The organism is Gammaproteobacteria bacterium (assembly GCA_019911805.1).
In the GTDB taxonomy this organism is placed as follows: domain Bacteria; phylum Pseudomonadota; class Gammaproteobacteria; order Thiohalobacterales; family Thiohalobacteraceae; genus JAHJQQ01.
In genome coordinates this window covers 184,037-206,074 of the sequence record JAIOJV010000077.1, presented here as the reverse complement: position 1 = coordinate 206,074, position 22,038 = coordinate 184,037, and the positions used below count along the sequence as shown (strand labels likewise).

The following is a 22,038-nucleotide window of genomic DNA, read 5'->3' as shown; positions in this document are numbered from 1 at the left end:
TCACCTCCTCAATATGGGTCCCACGTACAAATCTCTAACCTACGCAGAGCGTGAGCTTGTGCTCGCCGCTTGCTGGCTCATCCCTACCTTACTATGGTGCTTCGACCATAAGGTGGTAAGGCATCCGGGACAATTAGGACATCCACCTAGTTCGGAGGAGGATTTCCCCCAGAGATCTGCTGCACAGCACACCCGGGATGGGTCAATACCTCGAATCCCTATAAGCTGTGTTTATAAGAATCAATTTGCCCCCCCTTTTTTAACTGATGGCGGCGGCAGGGTCGAGACGTTCAAGGCCGGCTTCGGGTTCCAGGTGTGACCCTGTCCCCGACTATGAGCATGCGCCCAATCCCGCGAAAGATCGGTCTTGATACCCGGCACTCCACGGTGGAGACCGGCAATGATATTGAGTCGGTAATCCGTCGACCGGCTGCGCCACCTACGGTGTGTTCACCCGCAGCTGCATCGATAACTTCACCAGATCGGCCAGCGACTTCGCGTGGAGTTTCTCCATGACTTTGGCACGATGAGCCTCGACCGTTTTTGAACTCAGCTCCAGTGTGTAGGCGATGGCCTTGTTCGACATTCCCTCTGCCACCAGATCGAACACCTCGCGTTCGCGCGGGCTCAATGTCGAGATCAGCTCCGTGATTTCCACCTGCTTCGCAACCTTCCCACGTTGCTCGGCGTCAAAGATGATCGCTCTCTGTATTTTGTCGAGCAGCTCCTGATCGCGGAATGGTTTTTCCACGAAGTCGAAGGCGCCGACCTGGATTGCCCGTACCGCCATTTTCACATCGCCGTGTCCGGTAACGAAAATGATCGGCACATGATAGGCATAACGTTTCGCCAACTGCTCTTGCAGCTCCAAACCGCTCAAGCCTGGAATACGCACATCCAGCAGCATGCAACCCGGTGTCGTCTCTTCGTATGTGTCGAGAAAGGTCTGTGCGGAAGTAAACAGCTCCACTTTAAGTTTTACTGCCTCGATCAACCACCGCAAACTGCGTGCCACTGCAGGGTCATCGTCAATAATAAATACCGTAGGCTCGCTCATCACCGACGTACTCATGCACATGTGCCCTCAATGATAAGATGCACGTCGTTCCGCACCGATATACTCAACCGCATGTGTCCGCAAAGAGAAGGTGAAGGTCGCTCCACCCTCGGATTGGGGCAGCACCTGTAATTTTCCTCCATGAGATTCCATGATCGAACGACTGATGGACAACCCCATGCCCACGCCCTCACTCTTTGTCGTGAAGAACTGGTCGAATATCCTGCCTGCTACCAAGCGGTTGATCCCTGGCCCCGTATCGCTCACTTCCACCAGAACATAGTCTGACTCACCCTGCTTTGTGGTAATGGTAATATGACGTAGCGATGATTTTGACTCTACCATCGCCTCCACTGCATTACGCACCAGATTGCAGACTACCTGTTCTATCATGATGGCATCGGCTTTGACCTGCGGTAGGTCATCCGATAATATGAGGGTCACCTGCACGCCTTCCTGGCGTGTTTCCAGCTCGATGAACTTGTCCACACTGCGGATGATCTGGTTGATATTGGCGGGGACGATCCGCGGCTCACTCTTTCTCACGAAATCGCGTACATGCCGCATAATCTCCCCAGCACGCTCCGCCTGCTCACACACCTCTTCCAGCGGCTCGATCAATTCTGCCGGCGTCATCTCGCCAGAACGCAGCCGGCGGATACAACCGCGGGTGAAATTGGCAATCGCCGCCAGCGGTTGATTGAGTTCATGCGCCAGGCCGGTCGCCATTTCACCCATAGTGGACAGTCTTGCGACGCGCGCCAGTTCCAACTGATGTTGGCGTGCCTGATCCATCGCCCATTTATGTTCCGTTATATCGCGTGTGATACCCAGCAGGGCATACACATCGCCTCCTTCATGGCGCAGAGGTACCGCGTGCGTCTCCATCCAGCGGACCCTTCCCTTGAGTGTGATCGACTTGAACTCGTAGACAAGCGATTCACCAGCGAAGACCCGCTGTAGATTCTCCTTGTAGCAAGCGACAAAATCGGGCGCTACGACGGTATAAATCGGCTTGCCAACGATCTCTCCGGGAGAGCCTGCATCGAGCAGACGGAGCCCGGCTGGATTGATCTCTAGGACGGTGCCATCGCGGGCCTGCAGTTTTACACACTCTGGCTCTGATTCGATGATCGCCTTCAGGCGCATCTCACTTTCTTGGAGCCGTTTGGTTATTTTCCGCTGCGTGATCTCATCGGCCTGTATCGATTGCTGCAGTTCGCGATGCTTGAGCAGTAGCACCATAAACGCAACAACTACCATGGTCACGACCCAACCCAATACGACTATGCTCAGCAGGAATATTTCATGTGTCATGATCATTTCCTGATTGCTGGTTCCCGCACCAGGGCATCACATTTTCAGTATGTACCCCGCCACCTTCACTCTTGCAGCCGTTTGGTTGTTTCCCGCTGCGTGATCTCGCTGGCCCGCATCGATTGCTCCAGCTCACGGTACTTGCTCAGTAGCACGAAAAACACAACAACGAGCATGGTCACGATCCAACCCAGTACGAGGATACTGAACAGAGATATGTCATGTGTCATAGTCATTTCCTGATTGCTGGTTTCCGCACCAGGGCAACATATTTTCAGCAGGTGCCCCACCACCTTCACTATGTCTGTTTTCCGTGACTGCCCATCCGGGTTATCACTATGATATGAACACGATCAAAGACCCGGTTGTCTGGCCCACATTGGTCATACAGATCTACAGACCCGGGTATGCAACGATCTGCCAATGCACGCTGCATGCCATGATTGGAACCTGGTCCATCACAAGACTACTCCGAATGAGGAATCTTTGATAATGGGATGTCACGGGCATGCGGTTCGCTGGCCCCCCGCGTGCTGCAGGTGCTTTCCCGGTGAGGGATAGCCGAACGGCCAAAGCGGCCCCTGCCGACATCTCTCCTGACAGAAGGGGGTCCACGCCTGAGCCATGCATGCTGCGCTGACAGGGCGCGATACACGTCCCGGTCTCCTGCAAACAAGCCACACACGGAACTCGTGTAACTATCTATTTCTATTGAGCTCTATAAAGCGTGCTGCCCAGCCTCGATCCCGATCGTGGCCCGCGGCTTCGAGCCGAACGCCATGCACGGCCGGCCGTGATCGAGAGACAGTGAGCAAGACCTTACGTGGCCGCCGATCGGAAGCGTTGCCCGCCGAAACTCACTCGTGGGATGGATTGCCTGGAACGCGGCCCTGGTGGACGTCGCGCGCGGGCAATGCCTCACGATGTTTCAATACGATCATTCCAGCGCATTGTCGGGCACGGCTGCATTAGCCGTTTCTAATAAGGCACGTAATGATCCACCAGCAATGCTGTGAACAAGAGTGACAGGTAGGAAATAGAGTAGCGGAAGGCGCCACGGGCTGCGGCATCGCTGTAGTTACGTCTGAGGTTCCATGCCTTAACCGTGTATATGCTGCTCAGGGTTGCCGCGGCTGCCAAGTACAACCAGCCACTCATGCCGGTAACGAAAGGCAGGATAGAGACAAATCCAAGCACTACGGTGTAGGCCAGAATATAGTTCAGCGTGTACGAGAATCCCCGTACTACCGGCAGCATGGGAAAACCTGCACGCGAGTAATCTTTGACCCGATAGAGGGCCAGCGACCAGAAATGCGGCGGCGTCCAAAGAAAGATAATCAGAAACAGTATCCACGCCTGATACGGCACATCACCTGTGACGGCTGCCCAGCCGAGTACCGGTGGCATCGCACCGGACGCCCCTCCGATAACGATATTCTGCGGGGTGAGCGGCTTCAAGATCACCGTATAGATGATTGCATAGCCCACAAATGTACCCGCTGTCAGCCACATGGTCAGCGGATTGACGAGATAGTACAGGGTCCCAAGCCCCGCTACCGAGGTTACGCTCAAAAAGATCAGCGCCTCGGATGAACACACATCGCCGCGTGGTAATGGACGGCCGCGGGTTCTTGCCATGAGTGTATCGATCTGCCTTTCGATGAGACAGTTCAACGTCGCGGCGGAACCCGCAACCAAGGCGATGCCCAGGGTGGCTGCGAGCAGCAGTGGAAGGGGCACCATCCCCTCGGTGGAAACCAGCATGCCAATCACTGCACAGAATACGATCAGCAGAACGACACGCGGCTTGGCGAGACGAAGGTAACTCTTCAGGATGATGCCGGGGCGCCCCCCGGCTAGAGCCGCTTTATCCATGTGGGCTTCGACCTCGAAAGTCCGGAGACTTCAGTCTATTCAGCCCGGGCACTTATTCAATAAGTAAATACGATGGGGCCATTAGGTAAATATCCCCGGGGCGCAATTGTGAGTACTTTTTCCATCTCAGGTCTGTCGCCCCTATACCGGCAAGCTGTCGCAAAGCCTTGGCACATATTCTGCTTGCAGGCACTCCATTGCTTGGCTGCATGCCTCTCAGGAGTCTCCGCTGACGATATTGCAGAGTTCTGTCGTCATCAATCCATCCGGCAGTCAAACAAGTCTCCTCCCTTTTACCGCCAACCTGCTTGGCGGTTTTTTTTGTCCCCATTTCTGCAGCGACCGCCACCCCGCGCTACCGTGCGCGCTGTAACAGAACTGTCGCACAGCGTATCGCAACCAACACATTATTGATCTCTTTCGTCACATCACGAGCTTCCCAGCCCGCCGTACTGCAACCCCACATCTGGCCAAAGCATCCGTCGAAACGCCCGCACTGCCAGCCGCGATTCTCCCGGAACCAGCCTAAATAACCTTTTTATTAACAAGGTGTTATGGGGCATATAGGTACACCTGCCGGCACCCGTTTGAATATCTTCTCTTTATACCCACATAAATTGGCATAGAACATGCCCCATTCCTTCTGTCGCCCCGAACGACAGCGTGAAACTTCGAGGACGCGACAGTCGAGGGCGCACGCCCATGCCCTCCCCCCAAGACACAGCCACCACCGACATCGATAGGGAGAACACCCATGCCCCAATCCCAACTCAAGGCAACGCTCAGCGCGACCATGGAATCATTCACCGCAAATCCTGACGGTGCAAAACTCGTATTCAGCGCCAAGACCAAGCTGGAGAATGGTGTTAGTTGCAGTGCGAAGGTGCGCAACTTCATGCCGATCGCAACCGATGAGCCACCGGAACTCGGCGGAAAAGACAGCGCCATGAATCCTGTGGAACTCGTCCTCTGTGCGCTGGGGACCTGCCAGGAAGTCATGTATTCAGCGTACGCCGCCGTGATGGGCATCGAACTCGAAAGCGTTGAAGTGGACGTTCGTGGCTATCTCGATGCGCGCGGTCTGTTTGGTATGGCGGACGTCTTTCCTGGATACGACAAGATCCGCTATGAGACGCGCATCACCAGTTCCGCCGATCCGCAATCCATCAAGAATCTGATCGATGCAGTCGAGTCTCATTGCCCCGTCATGGACACCATCGTCCGCCCCGTGGCAGTCACTGGAAAGTCCTTCTTGAATGGCAATCCGGTGCACACGACAGCGGCTACTGGTGAGTCTGGCAACAAGGCCACTGCGCCGTCCACCGCCAGCTAGCTACAGGGCTTGTGTGCTATCGATAACATGCTCTGTCTGCGGGCATGGCCAGGATATGAACAAGCATCCCATAAGATAGAAACGATCTCGAAGGAGAATTTGATGAAATCCACCCGACTGAAGCTGTTGGCGGCCTGCGTCAGTGCCGCCGTCTTGTCACCCGCAGCACAGGCCGGACCACATGGGTTCGATGCACACAATACCCTTGCGCCCGCCTCCGGCGCCCTTGCCGGGACAAGCATTGCCAAGCCCCAGGACACGGTATCCGCCGTATTTGGAAACCCGGCTACCTTGACCCAGTTCAAGGGAACGCAGTTCACCTTCGGCGGGACCTTCTTCAAACCGACGGTAAAGCTGACCCACGACGGCAGCGTCACCGGCACCGCGTTCAACGGGACATCCGGCACCGATATCTTCCCGGTACCGGAGATTGCGGTAACCCAGGATCTGAGCGGCCTCGGTATGCCTGCCACCCTGGGCCTGGGCATAACGGCGCTCTCCGGACTGGGCTCCGAGTTTCGCGGTACGGCCGGGAGCCTCGGTGCCGGCGGCGAGTCTGTAACCCTGGGTATCAATGCCGGCCTCGGCTATGCGGTGACGGACAATCTGTCCGTCGGCGGCGCCGCGACGATAAGCTTTTCCGAACTCGACATCGGGCTTTCATCCTCCAGCGCCATGACCCACGATCTCGGTATTCGTGGGACCCTGGGCGCAACCTATGCGGTCGGCGACACCACCATCGGTGGCTTCTATCAGACGGCACTGAAGCATGATTACGACAATATGGTCGAGACGGCCCCGGGGATCTATGCAAACGTGGCCATCGAACAGCCGGCCAATATCGGCATCGGGATCGCCAATAGCAGCCTGCTGGGCGGTGACCTGCTGCTCATGGCGGACATAATCCACAAGTACTGGCGTGATGCGGATTTCTGGGGTGATCTCTATGACGACCAGACCGTGTACTCTGTCGGTGCCCAGCTGACCCGAGGCAAGGTGAAATACCGTATCGGCTATGGCTATGCGAAAGAACCCACACGCGCGGATGCCCATGCCCCCCTCGGCCCCCTGACCCAGATCAACAGCGCGTACGGCGTGATACCCCTGTCCGATCCGGTCGTACAATACCTGCAGGCCACACAGGCGGCGGTACTCTACGAACACCGGCTGACCGCCGGCGTGGGTATCGACGACGTCCTGATGCCTGGGCTCACGCTGGACCTCGCCGGCGGTTACGAATTCAAGGAAGACCGCGATTACGGTACGGGTTCACTGCCGGGTGGCGGCCATACCCATGCGGAGACCAAGGCCTGGCAGGTTGGATTTGCGCTTACCTGGAAGTTCCTGTAAGCCATCCCGAGGCATTACCCACTGAAACCGGTAACAGGAGGCTGTTACCGGTTTTTTGTTACTGCCGTCTCATGGCTTTTATCCTGAAGCAATTCATTTCAGCCACGGAAGTACACGGAAGTAAAACCGCGTTGCCAAGCTCTGCCTCTGTACCTGGCGAATGCCGCAGGCTGTTGAAGCAGATGATCTCATCCGTGTTTTTCCGTGTGCTTCCGTGGCCAATGTATTTTTTTGTGGCTGTCGCCGGCCCGTAAGCCACCACCTCCGCGTCTGCTCAAGCCGGAATATCTGGATTGGTGCGATTTCATTTGCGAGACACTCGATTGCGTCACCTGATCCAATACCAAACCGTTCGCATTGCCGCTTGGACACACTGCGTCGTTTACGACACACCCCGACATGCCATGTGGCACGACTGTCACGGCCAGATCGGCCCAATCGCACGTGCGATCATCTCCTTCCGCACTGGTACGAAATTTGCCTTCCCCCCTAGTGAAACATTCCAGTGAACCATTTACGGCCCTGAGGCGATCCGCATGGCAAAACGACTCGTAATCCTGGGCGCAGGACCGGCTGGCTACGTCGCCGCCCTGAAGGCCAGCGCTGGCGGCTTGGATGTTACTTTGATCGGCACCCATGACACCGGCGGCACATGCCTCCAACGCGGTTGCGTTCCCACCAAAACGCTCGTCTCGAGTTGCGACGTGTTGGATAAAATCCAGCGTGCCGATCAATATGGTATCCACGTGAACGGAACTGCCACCCCTGATTGGCCCAGCCAGCAGCGACGCATGGCCAAGGTGGTTGCCACGATGACCGGTGGCATCACCGGTCTGCTGACGCAGAGGGGTGTAACACAGATCCCCGGCTACGCGCGCTTCGTCGACCGACACACGGTGGAACTGACCGACTCCACCCGGCTCCACGCGGACTACTTCCTGATCTGTACAGGGTCTGCGCCGTTGCAGCCATCGCTGTTTCCCTTCGACGGCGAGCGTGTCGCGGTCAGTGACGATGTCCTGAAATGGGACCATCTGCCGAAGTCGCTGGTGATCGTCGGAGGCGGCGTCATTGCCTGTGAGTTCGCCTTCATCTTCCAGATGCTCGGAGTGGATGTCACCGTCATCGAGGCAACGGACAGGCCGCTTCCTGGAGAAGATCGCGATATATCCATGCTGATGGCCAGAGAGATGCGCAAGCGGCGAATCCGTTTCGTGCCTTCCGCGATGGTCGACCACGTGGAGCTGCAGGCCGATTCAGTAGTCTGTCACCAGAATGGAAGCCAGCTCGCCGCTGCCGAGCGCGTGCTCGTAGCCATCGGGCGACGACCGCATACGGAAGGACTCCAGCTGGAAGCGGCAGGAATCCGTACCGGGGGGCGTGGCGAGATCGAGGTTGATGGTGTCATGCAGACATCGGCTTCAGCCATCTACGCCGCCGGTGACGTTACCGCTCAGTTGATGCTGGCTCATATGGCGTATGCACAAGCAGGCGTGGCAGTAGATCACATGCTGGGCAAGAAACCGCACGGCCTCTTGACGGATAATATCCCACGCGTCACATTCACTCATCCGGAGGTGGCGAGTGTTGGCATCACCGAACAGACTGCCCGCGACCGTGGGCTGAATGTCCTGTGTGGCACATTCGACTTCCGTGCCCTTGGCAAGGCACACGCCATGGGAGAACTCGTGGGCACGGTGAAGGTAGTGGGTAATGCGGCCAACCGACAACTGCTGGGTGTTCACATGATGGGTGCGCATTCAGCCGAAATGATCCATGAGGCCGTCATCGTCCTGAATCGTGGCGGTACAGTCGACGAAATCTGTTCGACCGTACACGCCCACCCTACCCTCTCCGAGGCTATACTGGAGGCAGCCGAAGCCGTCTTCGGAGCCGCTACCCACAAACCATTTCAAGCACTGGCATCACAGGACATCGCTCATGACAATCCCGGAAGACTTGCTGTATAACACAGGGCACTTGTGGTGCAGGTGCGAACAGGAGGGCCTCTATCGCATCGGAGTCTCCCACCACGCCCAGTCCAGCCTTGGGGAAATTGCCTACGTCGAGTTACCGGACCCTGGCGCGACGATCGTACAGAACGAATCGTTCGGCGCGATCGAGTCGATCAAGGTGGTGAACGAACTCATGTCACCTCTCAGTGGCACCGTGGTGGAGATTAACGATAATCTTCGCACTACTCCGACGCTGGTGAACGAGACCCCTTACAACGATGGCTGGATGCTGCTTGTCAGAGTCGACGACGACACCCAGCTGACCATTCTCATGAACAGCGGGGACTACAGCGCATTCATACGCTGAAGGCACCCCTGTCTGCGCGGCGCGCTTGGCGAGCACCTGTCACCCGGGGAGGGTTTTCACGCTGCCCCTGGGTTTCAAACTTTCACGGTGTGCTACGAGGGCTTCGTAGACGAATGTTGTGAGGCCGCTGCCGCCAACACCCTTGCTGTCGATATGCTCTAAAAGCAACTGGCGCATACGCGGGTCCCAGGATCGACGCAGGTGGTCGGCGGTATCATGCCTCGCCTGATCGAGGTCGGGCATTGTTTCGAAGAACGCCCCTATCTGGTTTGCCATTGTCACGAGACTTTCGACCTTCATGGTTCGGCTCCATACACCAGGCGTTCATGTAATCTTTCCGGATGGCTATAGACGACGAAACAATCATCCCGCGCAAAGCCCACCAGGGTTACATTGGTCTCTTCTGCAAGACGGATGGCCAATGCCGTTGGCGCCGATATCGCTGCTAAAAAGCCGATCCCGACACTGGCTGCCTTCAATACCATTTCGTAGCTCGCACGGCTGGTCACCAGGAGACCCCCCTGGTTGAAATCGCAGCGGGAGCGCGTCAGCGCGCCGATCAATTTATCCAATGCATTGTGCCGCCCCACGTCTTCACGGATCAGGCCCAGCCGACCCTGGCTATCCAACCAGCCTGCCGCATGCGTCGCGCCGGTGTTCTGCATCAGAATCTGACCCGCACGCAGCTGTTCGAAGCCGCTACGCAACGACCTCGGTCGGTGCCGGCTCACACTGGTCACGGCTGCGGGTACACGGTACACCTGCTCGAGGGATTCTGCGCCGCAGAGGCCGCAACCCGTCCTGCCGACGAGCGAACGACGCCGCTCCTTCAGGCTTGCAAAGGCCCTTGCCGCGATGTGCAGCCGCACCGAAATACCATGCTCCCGAGCCTCGATCTCTATATCATAGAGTTCACTGAGGTCAGTGACGATGCCCTCAGTGAGACTGAACCCAATCGCAAAATCCTCCAGGTCGGCGGGCGACGCCAGCATGACGGCATGCGTGGTGCCGTTGTACTCGAGCGCCACCGCCTCCTCTTCGGCGACCTGTTCGGCCACCTGCCGGCTCCGGCCATTGGACCAGCGGCTCACTTCAAAACCAGTGAACGTCTTGTGATCCATCTCCAGAGTCTGCAGCCTGTGTGCCACAACGCATTCCATGGCCAGTCAGCTCGTCACAGAGGTTGCCGGCTCGGATTCCGCCGGAAGCAGTTCCAGCTGCTGTCGGTTGAACTCTGCGCGGGTACGCTGCCACTCAGACAGCTGCTCTACGGCCTTTACCTGCACCGCGGTCACTTTGTATTCCGGGCAGTTGGTCGCCCAATCTGAATTATCCGTGGTAATCACATTGGCGCCACATTCGGGAAAATGGAACGTAGTATAAACCACACCAGGCTGCACCCTCTCGGTGACGTCCGCTCGCAGGACCGTCCGGCCCACCCGCGACTCTATGCCGACCCAGCCCCCATCCACGATACCGCGCTCCTCGGCATCGTGTGGATGTATTTCCAGGAGATCTTCATTGTGCCAGCGATTGTTATCGGTCCGGCGCGTCTGTGCACCCACGTTGTACTGCGTAAGAATACGACCTGTGGTCAGGATCAATGGATACTTCCGGGTCACCTTCTCGTCTGATGGGACGTACTGCGTAATGATGAACTTGCCTTTACCGCGCACGAACTCATCGACATGCATGACAGGCGTGCCGTCTGGCGCCGCATCATTGCACGGCCACTGCACGCTCCCCAGCCGATCGATCTTCTCGAAACTTACACCATTGAACGTCGGCGTCAGTGCAGCGATCTCATCCATGATCTCGGCTGGATGCGTATAGTTCATGGGATAGCCAAGCGCATTGGACAGGGCCATGGTGACCTCCCAGTCGGCCAGGCCTGCCTTTGGCGGCATGACCTTGCGTATGCGGGATACCCGCCGTTCCGCGTTGGTGAAGGTTCCGTCACGCTCCAGAAAGGATGATCCCGGCAGAAATACGTGCGCGTACTTCGCGGTCTCATTCAAGAAGAGATCCTGTACCACGATACATTCCATCGCCGACAGCGCAGCGGTCACGTGCTGTGTGTTGGGGTCCGACTGGGCGATGTCCTCTCCCTGACAGTAAAGCCCCTTGAAGTGGCCACCCAGGGCCGCATCGAACATGTTCGGGATACGCAGGCCGGGCTCATCTTGCAGCGTCACACCCCAGGCCTGTTCGAATTGTCGCCGGGTGTCATCATCGGAGATATGGCGATAGCCTGGAAGCTCATGCGGGAACGAACCCATATCGCAGGAGCCCTGCACATTGTTCTGTCCGCGCAGGGGATTCACGCCTACACCGTCCCGGCCGATATTGCCGGTCGCCATCGCCAGGTTTGCGATCCCCATGACCATGGTGGATCCCTGCGCATGTTCAGTGACGCCCAATCCATAATAGATCGCCGCGTTGCCGGCCGATGCATACAGACGTGCCGCGGCGCGCAATTCCTCAGGGGCAACACCGGTAACGTCTGCGAGCGCCTCCGGCGAATTCTGTGGACGTGCCGCAAACTCCCGCCAGCTTTGAAACGATTCCTGGTCACAGCGCTGTGCCACGAACGCCTCATCGACCAGGCCTTCCGTCACGATCACGTGTGCCATGGCGCTGATCAAGGCGACATTGGTACCAGGGCTTACCTGGAGATGATAGTCCGCATGAACATGCGGCGATCTGACAAGATCGATAGCACGTGGATCCACCACAATGAGGCTGGCGCCCTCCCGCAGACGGCGTTTGAGCCGTGATGCGAACACGGGGTGGGCATCGGTCGGGTTCGCCCCGATCACCATGATCACGTCGGCACTCTCGACCGACTCGAACGTCTGGGTACCCGCTGATTCACCGAAGGTCTGTTTCAGACCGTAGCCCGTCGGTGAGTGGCACACCCGTGCGCAGGTATCCACGTTGTTATTGCCAAAGGCGGTGCGCACCAGTTTTTGTACCAGATAACACTCTTCGTTGGTGCACCGGGAGGAAACGATTCCGCCGATGGAATCCTGCCCATATTTCTTCTGAATACGCTGCAACTCGGACGCCGCGTACTCGATCGCCTCTGTCCAGGACACCTCCCGCCATGGGTCCTGGATGGTTTTGCGGATCATCGGCGTGAGGATTCGGTCCTTATGACTCGTATAGCTCCAGGCGAACCGCCCCTTGACGCAGGAATGGCCTTCATTCGCCTTGCCATCCTTGTAGGGCACCATGCGTACCAGCTTGTTGCCCTGCATCTCGGCAATGAACGCGCAGCCCACGCCACAGTATGCACAGGTGGTGACGATGCTATGGTCCGGCTGCCCGTTTTCTATGATGGTATTTTCGACCAGCGCTGCGGTGGGGCACGCCTGCACGCAGGCGCCACATGAAACGCATTCCGAGGTCATGAACGGCTCGTTCTGGCTCACCACGACACGCGATTCGAAACTGCGGTCCGCGATGGTCAGGGCATAGGTGCCCTGAATGTCGTCACAGGCACGCACACAGCGGCTGCATACAATGCATTTCGTCGGGTCGTAGGTAAAATATGGATTGGACTCGTCTTTCTTGTCTTGAAAATGATTCCATCCAGAGTAGCCATAGCGCATGTCCCGCACGCCGACGATACCGGCCATGGTCTGCAGCTCACAGTTGCCGTTCGTAGGGCAGGTCAGGCAATCCAATGGATGGTCGGAGATATACAACTCCATAATCCCACGGCGCAGCTCCGCCAGCCGGGGACTCTGCGTGCGCACCTGCATGTCCGCTTTCACGGGTGTCGTGCAGGATGCCGGGAAGCCGCGCTGCCCTTCGATTTCCACCAGACACAAGCGGCAGGACCCGAAAGGCTCCAAGGTGTCGGTGGCGCACAGCTTGGGTATCATGCTGCCGGCCTCTGCGGCGGCCCGCATGACGGAGGTGCCGGCCGGCACGGTCACATCCACCCCATCGACGCTGAGAGTCACCTCATCTGCGGCTGTCCGGGCGGGCGTTCCAAAGTTTTTTTCGCTGATCTGATACATGGCAGGATCTCCTTACGCGGTACCCTCACCCAACGGCCTTGTCTGCAGTCGGTACGGAGAAATCTTCGGCAAAGTGGTCGAGCGCGGAGAGCACGGGGTAAGGCGTCATCCCACCCATGGCACACAAGGAGCCGTCCACCATCGTGCCACACAGATCGCGCAGCAGTTCGATACGCTGCTCGACGGCACGTCCGGCGATGATATCGTCGATCACCTCGACACCCCGCACCGAACCGATCCGGCACGGCGTGCACTTGCCACAGGACTCCAGCGCGCAGAACTCCATGGCGAAACGCGCCTGCCTGACCATGTCCACCGTATCATCGAACACGACGATCCCGCCATGGCCCAGCGAACCGCCGACAGCCGCCAGGGCCTCGTAATCCACTTCGACATCGAGACTGGTGGCGGGCAGATACGCACCCAGCGGTCCACCCACCTGCACGGCCCTCACGGGGCGCCCGCTGGCCGTGCCACCGCCGAAGGTCTCGATCAATTCACGCAGCGTCACCCCAAATGCCTTTTCGACCAGGCCGCCCTGGCGGATGTTACCGGCCAGCTGCAGCGGCAGCGTGCCGCGCGAGCGCCCCATGCCGAAGTCCCGGTAAAACTCCGCGCCGCGCGCCAGTATGAGTGGCACCGTCGCGAGTGAGATCACATTGTTGATCACGGAAGGCTGGCCGAACAGACCGGCGAGCGCCGGCAGGGGTGGCTTGGCCCGCACGATGCCGCGCCGGCCTTCCAGACTTTCCAGCATCGCGGTTTCCTCACCGCACACATACGAGCCGGCGGCCTTGCGCACCTCGATATCGAACGCCTTGCCCGAGCCGAGGATGTCCCCGCCGAGATAACCCCGATCTCGCGCCACCATGATCGCGGCCTTGAGTGTCTCGACAGCGTACGGATATTCGGAACGGATGTAGACATAGCCTTCCGTCGCACCCACGGCAAGACCGGCGATCGTCATGCCTTCTATGAGCATGAACGGGTCGTCTTCCATGACCATGCGGTCCGAGAAGGTCCCGGAATCACCCTCATCCGCATTGCAGACGATATAGCGTGTCGGTGCAGCCGCCTCGAGCACCGTCTTCCATTTGATGCCCGTGGGGAAACCTGCACCGCCACGACCGCGCAGGCCGGATGCGGTGATCAACTCCACGATTTCCCTGCCGTCCATGCCCAGGGCCTTGCGCAGGCCTGCATAGCCCTCATGGGCAACGTAGTCTTCCAGCGAGAGTGGATCGGTGATGCCGATACGGGCGAAGGTCAAGCGTTCCTGGCGGCTCAGATACGGGAGGTCTGCGGTCAGCCCATGGGCGCGCGGGTGATCTCCGCCCTCCAGAAAGGAGGCGTCGAACAATGCCGCCACGGCGTCGGGCTCGATCGGACCGTAGGCTATGCGCCCCTGTGCCGTTTCGACCTCCACCAGCGGTTCCAGCCAGAACATCCCCCGCGAGCCGTTGCGTACGATCCGGACATCGACTGCACGCCGCTGGGCCTCCGACAGGATGGCGTCGGCCACCGCATCCGCACCGAGGGCCAGTGCTGCCGAGTCCCGTGGTACGTACACCGTGTAGCTCATCCTTCGTCCTCCAGTGAGGCGATCAGTGCATCGAAGCGTTCCGGTGTCACACGGGCGTGAACCCGGCCATCGATCATCAGCGCAGGTCCGGTGGCACAAAGACCGAGACAGAAAACCGGCTCGAGGCTGATGTGTCCATCCGTCGTGGTTTCATGAAATGTACAGCCAAGGCGCTGCTGTGCATGGGCGGCAAGGGCGACTGCATTCTGGGCCTGACACGCCTCGGCGCGACACAGCTCAATCAGATGCCGCCCACACGGCCGCGTCCGGAAGTGATGGTAGTAGCTGATCACACCGTGTATTTCCGCTCGCGACAGGTTCAGCGCAGCGGCAACCGTGGGAACCGCCGAAGCGGGTATATAACCGATACGATCCTGAATGGCGTGCAGTATGGGTAATACCGAGTCCGGGGCATGCCGGTGTTCGGCAATGGCCGCGTCGATTGCAGCGGCGGCGTCTGTCGTTTGAGCTTTCACGGCTAACCCCTCTCGCCTGATGGTGGCCTGTCCACGGCGCTGCCAGTGGAACTCCGGGTTCGTGGACACAGGGCACATCAGGCATGCCCGAGGCGCTGATGGTTATTAAACCCTGGCAATTGATAAAGCCTCACGCCGTGTCGGCAAGTGTCGGCCGTATGGGCGCGGCCGTCCAACCCACATGGACAAGGTGAGACCGCGGAGCGGTCGGGAAGATACCCCGGGGCACGTATCCATGAGCCATCTGCATCGCCGCCAGACCAGTTTTGCATGATGTATGCCAGCCCGATGTTTGGGATACACCGAACAACCACTCACGTCCGGGCGCGGGTCACCGCGGCCCGACACCGCCAGTCCGCAGACATCCAACCGCGGCTGGCCGTGCCCTGCCGCCGGCAAGACGGCCACGAGGGCCCAGATGGTCAGTCATCAAAACCGGCCGCCTGCGGAAAGGTGCGCAGTAAACGTTTCACTCATCAAGCAGTTAGTGGTGTGCCCGGGGCACCGTGCGTGCGTGTGGCAGCCGCTCGCTGAGCGGGTGAGCAGTTTACGGGCCAGACTGTCCCATATGCGGCACAGTTGCATCTTATTGGTTACAGCGGTATACCCGACACATGACGTCGATAGCGCTACACGTGACGTCACATCCCATCGGCCTATGACACCGCCTGACGACAAACCATCCGGATATTTCTGGTACAGGTGTCACGGTCCAGGGTCATGCTGGTCAGGATCCATCACGGTTACGGCATGAATGATGCTATGACCGGAACACGTATCCGAGGTGATGTTCATGGATATCTCTAAGGCCCTCTCCAGACATCGTGAGCGCGTCCTGTCGGTAGTCTCCGGCGAGCACTCATCCCCCCCGATCGACCACTCGATCCTCAACTCGTGGCAGCGCTGCGTCCAAGATTATGGCCTCGATCCGTCCATTACCCATGAACCGGTCGTTGTCGACGGACCGGAACTCAGCCAGCGGCGGGAACGGCTGGCAAGTCTCCTCTCCATCGCACGGGTGGAGATGAGCAATCTCTACCAACAGATCGCCGGCTCCGGTCATTCAATTCTGCTCACCGATACAGATGGCGTCGTTCTCAACTACGTAGGTGATCCGAGCTTCAATGAGATCGCGGCCAAGCGCGGCCTGATAGAGGGCGCCGTATGGAGTGAGCAAGCCCAGGGCACGAATGGGATGGGCACCTGCCTTTTCGAACAGCAACCTGTGATTATCCATCAGCGCGAGCATTTCTTCACCAATAACCTCGCGCTGACGTGTACGGCCGCGCCCATTTTCGATCCCAGCGGCAAAGTTCTCGCTGTTCTCGATGCATCGAGCGAATCGATTCGCGCCCAGCAGCACACCCTGGTGCTGGTCAATATGTCAGCGAAAATCATCGAGAACCGGGTTTTTTTGTGCATGTTCAAAAATCACTTCATCATGCGCTTTCATAGCAGACCCGAATTCGTCAATACGCTCGGTGAGGGCTTGATCGCCTTTCAGAGTGATGGCGTCATTCTCGCGGCCAACCGCAGCGCCTTGTTCCAGCTGGCCTATAAAGACCAGGACGACATCCACACCAACAAGATAGGCGAGATATTCGATAGCACCTTCAGCCGTCTGCTCGACCAATCCAGTAACCAGCTCCTCGCCATTCCGATCCATGATGCAAAGAATGCGCAGCGTTTCTACGCCGTTCTGCAGGTCCCCGAAGCCAGGCGAACCACCCCCGGCACCCACAAACAGGTCTGTCCGGTGGATTCCAAGGCGCATGCACCGGCCGGGGGCCTGCTGGATACACTGGAGTTCGGTGATGCCCGGATGGCGCAGAATATCCGTATTGCCCGGCGGGTGCTCGACCGCGATATTCCGATTCTCATCAATGGAGAAAGCGGAACTGGCAAAGGTCTGTTTGCCAAAGTGATCCATCTCGTCAGCATGCGATCGGAAAAGCCCTTCGTTGCCATCAACTGTGCCTCTATCCCGGAATCTCTCATTGAGAGCGAATTGTTTGGTTACAAGGCCGGTGCCTTCACGGGCGCCAGCCGCCATGGGAGCCCCGGCAAGATCGTCCAGGCCGACGGTGGCACACTCTTTCTCGACGAGATCGGCGACATGCCACTGTCGCTACAGGCACGCCTGCTGCGGGTACTGGAGGAGAAGGAGGTCGTACCGCTGGGTGGACATACACCGATCACTGTGGATCTGCGTGTCATCAGCGCCACGCACCGTGACCTCCCCGGCATGGTTGCCGACGGCAGTTTTCGTGAGGATCTCTACTACCGCCTGCAAGGCGTCACTGTCACACTCCCCCCTCTGCGGGAACGCAGCGACAAGCTCAACCTCATTAAATACCTGGTCGGTGTGGAGGCGGGCGAGCGGCATGGTATTAAGATAGATGAATCCGTATACGATCGGCTGGCGGGTTACTACTGGCCTGGAAATATCCGTCAACTCCGCAATGTCCTGCGTACCCTGATCGTCCTGTGCGACAGCGATTACATCACGCTGGATGACTTGATCGACGATCTGTTCCTGGAGGCGCGCGGAAAGGACACACCCGACAGCCGGAAAGTCACACACACTTCCAACGATGCCCCCACTGATCCGCTGCGCAATGCCGAGCGGGAGGCCCTGCTTCGTGAACTGGAGTGTCACCGTTGGAACATTTCGAGTGTCGCCAAGCGACTCAAGATCAGCCGCAATACGCTGTATCGCAAGATGAAACGCTGCGACATCACGCCACCGTGCTGAATGCCCGGGACACGCCCCGGGCACCCGTGCCCGTCGGATGCGGTGCGGACTGTAACCGCAGGAGCGCCGCCGACCAGTATGACCCGGAGCCGATGATCGTCAGGAGAGCACCGTAGTGGCGACTTCTTTACCGACGGGTTTCTCCGTGAGCATAGATCCCGGTGGGCTGCGCTTCAGCGCCGCTCATTTCATAACCTACGGCGGTAGCTGCGAAAATCTTCATGGACATAACTTTCATGTAAGAATCGATGCGCATGGCAATAATTCCGACGATGAACTGGTGGTCGACTTCGTCCTCTTGACCCGCCTGGCGCAGGCGGTCTGTGACCAACTGCATGACAAGGTACTGGTGCCCGGCAAGAGCCCCGTCGTTCAACAAACAGGTGAGAACGGCCTCGTCCACGTACGCAGCTACGACAAGTATTTCGTATTCCCCGAAGACAACGTCTGCGTCCTGCCCATCGCCAATACGACTGCCGAGATGCTCGCCTGGCATGTCGGCGAGCAGCTGCTGGCGACGCTGCGCGAGACCACTGACATCTCCAATCTCGCGATTCTCGAGATCGCTGTAGAGGAAGCCGACCGACAGTGGGGGATATCACGCCGGGTTCTCCGCGATGACCGCTGAGAACTCCAGGCCACGCCGCGCCTGGGCATTGACAGGTTCCGGCCACTATCTGCGCGAATGCCTGGAACTCGCGCTCGAACACCCCGCTACGGATCTCTTCCTCAGTGCCGCCGCTGCTGAAGTGTTGACCATGTACGGCCATTCGCTCTCTGACCTGCGCCGTCGGGTGCGGATATTTCGCGACAACACCGCCAGCGCACCGCCAGTCGGTCTGTTCTACGAGGGCCACTACCATACCCTGGTGATCGCGCCAGCCACCTCCAATACCATCGCCAAGTGCGCCTATGGCATTTCCGATAGCCTGGTTACGAACATCTATGCGCAGGCGGGCAAATGCCGGATACCTTCCATCGTTTTCGCATGTGACACCAGTCCATGCCTGGAGAGTGAGGCACCGCGCGGCACAGTCATGGTGTATCCGCGCCGGATCGATCTCGACAATGTCGCGCGGCTGCGAGACTTCGAATTCACGCACGTCGTCGCGGATATCGACGAACTGCGTGCCGCACTCGGAAACCCTGTTGCATGTCCGACCGTATCCTGTTCCTGACCGGCAGACTTGCCGAGGCCAATCTGAACAAGGTCTTGGAAAGTATGCAGCCGACGCCGTTTCAACCGGTCGTGCATCAGCTGGGGCTCAGCGTCGCCGGCCTCATGACCGTGGACATGATCCGACGACGCCTGCGCATAGCGGAAACGTTCGCCGGCATCGTCGTGCCGGGGCGCTGTCGTGGCGACCTGACCGTGCTGGAGGCCGAGTATGGCATTCCGGTCACGCGCGGACCGGAGGAGCTGAAGGATCTCCCGTATTTCTTCGGCCAGGAGTCGCAGCCACCGGTTCTCGACCACTACGATATCAAGATCTTCGCGGAGATCGTCGATGCCCCACAATTGACCGTGGAGGAGATCCTGGACCGCGCCGAAACCTTCCGACGCCACGGTGCGGACGTGATCGATCTGGGCTGTCTGCCGGACACCGCCTTTCCCCATCTGGAAGATGCCGTCACAGCACTGCGGGCACAGGGCCTGCGTGTCAGCGTGGACTCGATGGAGCCACGCGAACTGGTGCGGGGCGGCCTGGCTGGCGCGGAGTTTCTGCTGAGCCTGCAGGAAGACACGCTCTGGGTGGCCGACGAGGTGGCATCGACCCCGGTGCTGATCCCGGCCCGACCGGGCGACCTGGACAGCCTGTTGCGGGCCATGGAACAGTTGGACCGCAAGGGCCGGCACTATCTGGCGGACCCCATCCTGGACCCACTGCTGATTGGATTCACCGACTCGATACTACGCTACCACGAACTGCGCGCCCGCCGGCCGGACGTGGACATCCTTCTCGGCATCGGGAATGTGACCGAACTCACGGACGCGGATACCGCCGGTATCAATGCCGTACTCATGGGCATGGCGACAGAACTCGGCATCACCCATGTGCTGACGACACAGGTGAGCCCGCACGCGCGCCGGGCGATCCGCGAAGGCGACATCGCCCGGCGCATGATGTACTACGCTCGAACCGTCAGCAGCCTCCCCCGTAATATCCACAGCGGCCTGCTGGCGCTGCACGAACGTCGCCCCTACCCCTACAGCCTGGGCGAGATTCAGGAAACGGCCGCTGCAGTCCGTGACCCGAGCTATCGCGTCCAGGTCAGTGAGGAAGGCATCCATGTCTACAACCGCGACGGTCTCGTGAGCGGGACCGACCCCTTCACACTGTATCCCAAGCTCGCCTTCGCTGGCGACGTGAGCCATGCCTTCTACATGGGAACGGAGTTGGCCCGCGCGCAGATCGCCTGGCAACTGGGAAAACGGTACACCCAGGACCAGGAACTCAACTGGGGCTGCGCAGTGGAACAGGAAAACGAGGATCGGCAAGGGTGCCTCCCAGCCCTGGATGATATCGATGACACGGGGACCGGCCTGTGATTCTGGAAACCATCATCACTACCCGTAACGAGGATGGCGGGGTCCACCTCGCACCGATGGGTGTGCATGACCGTGACGGCCAGCTGGTGCTTGCACCCTTCCGGCCATCGCGTTCGCTGGACAACCTGCTGCGCGAGCGCACGGCCGTGATCAACTGTACCGACGATGTCCGGGTTTTCGCCGGCTGCCTGACTGGCCGTCGCACATGGCCGACGTTGCCTGCCGCGCAGATAGCCGGGGCCCGGCTTGCCGATGCGCTGAGCCACACCGAGGTCTCGGTGGAGAACATCGAGGATGATCCGGTCCGCCCGCGACTGCTCTGCAGGACACTCCACAGCGCGATACACCGCCCATTCCGCGGATTCAACCGGGCGCAGTCCGCGGTGATCGAGGCCGCCATCCTCGTCAGCCGACTGCACATGCTGTCTCCAGAAAAGGTCGATGCCGAGGTGGCCTATCTCACCATTGGGGTAGAGAAGACCGCAGGCGCCCATGAACGTGAGGCCTGGGAATGGTTGATGAATGCCATTCGGGCCCACCGCACGGGGTCGTCCCGTGAGGCCTCGGTATGACCGGTCTCCTGGCCAGTGTCAGCGATACGCGGGAGGCCCTGCTGGCCTTGGCAGGCGGGGCGGACATCATCGACTTGAAGGACCCGGCACGCGGGGCCCTCGGCGCCGTGCCGGCAGAGATCCAGCGACAGGTTGTGCAGTTGATCGGCGGCCGCAGGTCAGTGAGCGCAACCGTTGGGGACCTGCCGATGAACCCGGCGCGTCTGACCGCGGCGGTGCTGCGCACGGCAGCAACCGGTGTCGATCTCGTCAAGATCGGCCTGTACGATCTGCATGCCAAAATGGGCTGCGTCACTACGCTCGGACAGACCTGTGCACAGCGGGTGCCACTGATCGCCGTCTTGTTCGCGGATCAGCAACCTGACCTGGAGTGGCTGCCTGATCTGGCCGCGGCCGGATTTCATGGTGTCATGCTGGATACCGCCGACAAGGCCGCGGGACGGCTGCTACAGCACGCGTCGATCGAGACGCTGCAGGCATTCGTGCAGCGCGCCCATGGCCTGGGTCTGCTCACGGGATTGGCCGGCTCGCTGAGGATAGAGGATATCCCCACGCTGCTGCCCTTAGCCGCGGACTATCTCGGTTTTCGTGGTGCACTTTGTGTCGGGCGACGGCGCACGGGTTCGCTATCGATGGCTGCGATCGCGGCGGCCCGTTCCCGCATCAGCCAGCGGGAACAGCCAGTCGATACTGTGCTGCGCGATACCGTGCCGGGTTGCTGTTAGGGGACCTCTGAAAAAGTCCATCAAGCGGATGATCGCAAGGCGGATCGAGGCGAAAAAGCGGAGTTTATGCAGATCTGCCGCTACCCGGCCCCATA

General features: G+C 59.2%; 19 protein-coding genes. 10 read left to right on the top strand and 9 right to left on the bottom strand.

The features are described from left to right. Positions 1-439 precede the first annotated feature (439 nt). The 4 genes from K8I04_10095 to cyoE form a co-directional block, all read right to left on the bottom strand. The gene (locus K8I04_10095; GenBank protein ID MBZ0072062.1) at positions 440-1,060 is read right to left on the bottom strand and encodes a response regulator; all 621 of its coding nucleotides are present in this window, start codon (positions 1,058-1,060) and stop codon (positions 440-442) included. Between the two features lie 24 nt (positions 1,061-1,084). Further along, positions 1,085-2,374, bottom strand: coding sequence for a PAS domain S-box protein (locus K8I04_10090; protein ID MBZ0072061.1), 1,290 nt, complete (start codon positions 2,372-2,374; stop codon positions 1,085-1,087). 65 nt (positions 2,375-2,439) lie between these two features. Then, positions 2,440-2,604, bottom strand: coding sequence for a hypothetical protein (locus K8I04_10085; GenBank protein MBZ0072060.1), 165 nt, complete (start codon positions 2,602-2,604; stop codon positions 2,440-2,442). Positions 2,605-3,352: 748 nt separating this feature from the next. After that, positions 3,353-4,249, bottom strand: coding sequence for a heme o synthase (gene cyoE, locus K8I04_10080; GenBank protein MBZ0072059.1), 897 nt, complete (start codon positions 4,247-4,249; stop codon positions 3,353-3,355). Positions 4,250-5,003: 754 nt separating this feature from the next. On the opposite strand from cyoE, the gene K8I04_10075 reads away from it, so the two are divergent. From K8I04_10075 to gcvH, 4 genes are all read left to right on the top strand, one after another. Beyond that, positions 5,004-5,582: an OsmC family protein gene (locus K8I04_10075; protein ID MBZ0072058.1), complete on the top strand. Its 579-nt coding sequence runs from the start codon at positions 5,004-5,006 to the stop codon at positions 5,580-5,582. Positions 5,583-5,684: 102 nt separating this feature from the next. Further along, on the top strand, positions 5,685-6,932 hold the full coding sequence (locus tag K8I04_10070) for an outer membrane protein transport protein (GenBank protein MBZ0072057.1): 1,248 nt from the start codon (positions 5,685-5,687) through the stop codon (positions 6,930-6,932). A 536-nt stretch (positions 6,933-7,468) separates the two neighbouring features. Next, a complete protein-coding gene (gene lpdA / locus K8I04_10065) occupies positions 7,469-8,902 on the top strand; it encodes a dihydrolipoyl dehydrogenase (protein MBZ0072056.1) in 1,434 nt (477 codons plus the stop codon). After that, positions 8,874-9,254, top strand: a complete 381-nt coding sequence (gene gcvH / locus K8I04_10060; protein MBZ0072055.1) for a glycine cleavage system protein GcvH — start codon at positions 8,874-8,876, stop codon at positions 9,252-9,254. The genes lpdA and gcvH overlap by 29 nt, the downstream gene beginning before the upstream one ends. Before the next feature lie 39 nt (positions 9,255-9,293). Here the strand turns inward: gcvH and K8I04_10055 are convergent, their stop codons facing one another. Genes K8I04_10055 through K8I04_10035 form a run of 5 tightly spaced genes read right to left on the bottom strand, consistent with a single transcriptional unit; the run spans position 9,294 to position 15,418 of the window. Continuing rightward, on the bottom strand, positions 9,294-9,554 hold the full coding sequence (locus K8I04_10055; GenBank protein ID MBZ0072054.1) for a formate dehydrogenase subunit delta: 261 nt from the start codon (positions 9,552-9,554) through the stop codon (positions 9,294-9,296). Beyond that, positions 9,551-10,414: a formate dehydrogenase accessory sulfurtransferase FdhD gene (gene fdhD / locus K8I04_10050; GenBank protein ID MBZ0072053.1), complete on the bottom strand. Its 864-nt coding sequence runs from the start codon at positions 10,412-10,414 to the stop codon at positions 9,551-9,553. Before fdhD ends, K8I04_10055 begins: the two co-directional genes overlap by 4 nt. Before the next feature lie 6 nt (positions 10,415-10,420). After that, entirely contained in the window at positions 10,421-13,282 is a 2,862-nt protein-coding gene (gene fdhF / locus K8I04_10045) for a formate dehydrogenase subunit alpha (GenBank protein MBZ0072052.1), read from the bottom strand. A gap of 25 nt (positions 13,283-13,307) precedes the next feature. Further along, positions 13,308-14,864 carry an NADH-quinone oxidoreductase subunit NuoF gene (locus K8I04_10040; GenBank protein MBZ0072051.1) on the bottom strand — a complete coding sequence of 519 codons (1,557 nt, stop codon included), beginning with the start codon at positions 14,862-14,864 and terminating at the stop codon, positions 13,308-13,310. Continuing rightward, positions 14,861-15,418, bottom strand: a complete 558-nt coding sequence (locus tag K8I04_10035; protein ID MBZ0072050.1) for a formate dehydrogenase subunit gamma — start codon at positions 15,416-15,418, stop codon at positions 14,861-14,863. The genes K8I04_10040 and K8I04_10035 overlap by 4 nt, the downstream gene beginning before the upstream one ends. A 715-nt stretch (positions 15,419-16,133) precedes the next feature. Here K8I04_10035 and K8I04_10030 point away from each other — a divergent pair. The 6 genes from K8I04_10030 to K8I04_10005 all read left to right on the top strand — a co-directional run bounded on the left by K8I04_10030 (position 16,134) and on the right by K8I04_10005 (position 21,943). Beyond that, positions 16,134-18,095: a sigma-54-dependent Fis family transcriptional regulator gene (locus K8I04_10030; protein MBZ0072049.1), complete on the top strand. Its 1,962-nt coding sequence runs from the start codon at positions 16,134-16,136 to the stop codon at positions 18,093-18,095. Positions 18,096-18,240: 145 nt separating this feature from the next. Continuing rightward, positions 18,241-18,723: a 6-carboxytetrahydropterin synthase gene (locus K8I04_10025; protein ID MBZ0072048.1), complete on the top strand. Its 483-nt coding sequence runs from the start codon at positions 18,241-18,243 to the stop codon at positions 18,721-18,723. Further along, positions 18,713-19,273: a flavoprotein gene (locus K8I04_10020; protein MBZ0072047.1), complete on the top strand. Its 561-nt coding sequence runs from the start codon at positions 18,713-18,715 to the stop codon at positions 19,271-19,273. The genes K8I04_10025 and K8I04_10020 overlap by 11 nt, the downstream gene beginning before the upstream one ends. After that, positions 19,249-20,646: a DUF6513 domain-containing protein gene (locus K8I04_10015; protein ID MBZ0072046.1), complete on the top strand. Its 1,398-nt coding sequence runs from the start codon at positions 19,249-19,251 to the stop codon at positions 20,644-20,646. Before K8I04_10020 ends, K8I04_10015 begins: the two co-directional genes overlap by 25 nt. Beyond that, positions 20,643-21,218, top strand: a complete 576-nt coding sequence (locus K8I04_10010) for a DUF447 family protein (protein ID MBZ0072045.1) — start codon at positions 20,643-20,645, stop codon at positions 21,216-21,218. Before K8I04_10015 ends, K8I04_10010 begins: the two co-directional genes overlap by 4 nt. Then, positions 21,215-21,943, top strand: coding sequence for a (5-formylfuran-3-yl)methyl phosphate synthase (locus K8I04_10005; GenBank protein ID MBZ0072044.1), 729 nt, complete (start codon positions 21,215-21,217; stop codon positions 21,941-21,943). The genes K8I04_10010 and K8I04_10005 overlap by 4 nt, the downstream gene beginning before the upstream one ends. The last annotated feature ends 95 nt before the right edge of the window (positions 21,944-22,038 follow it).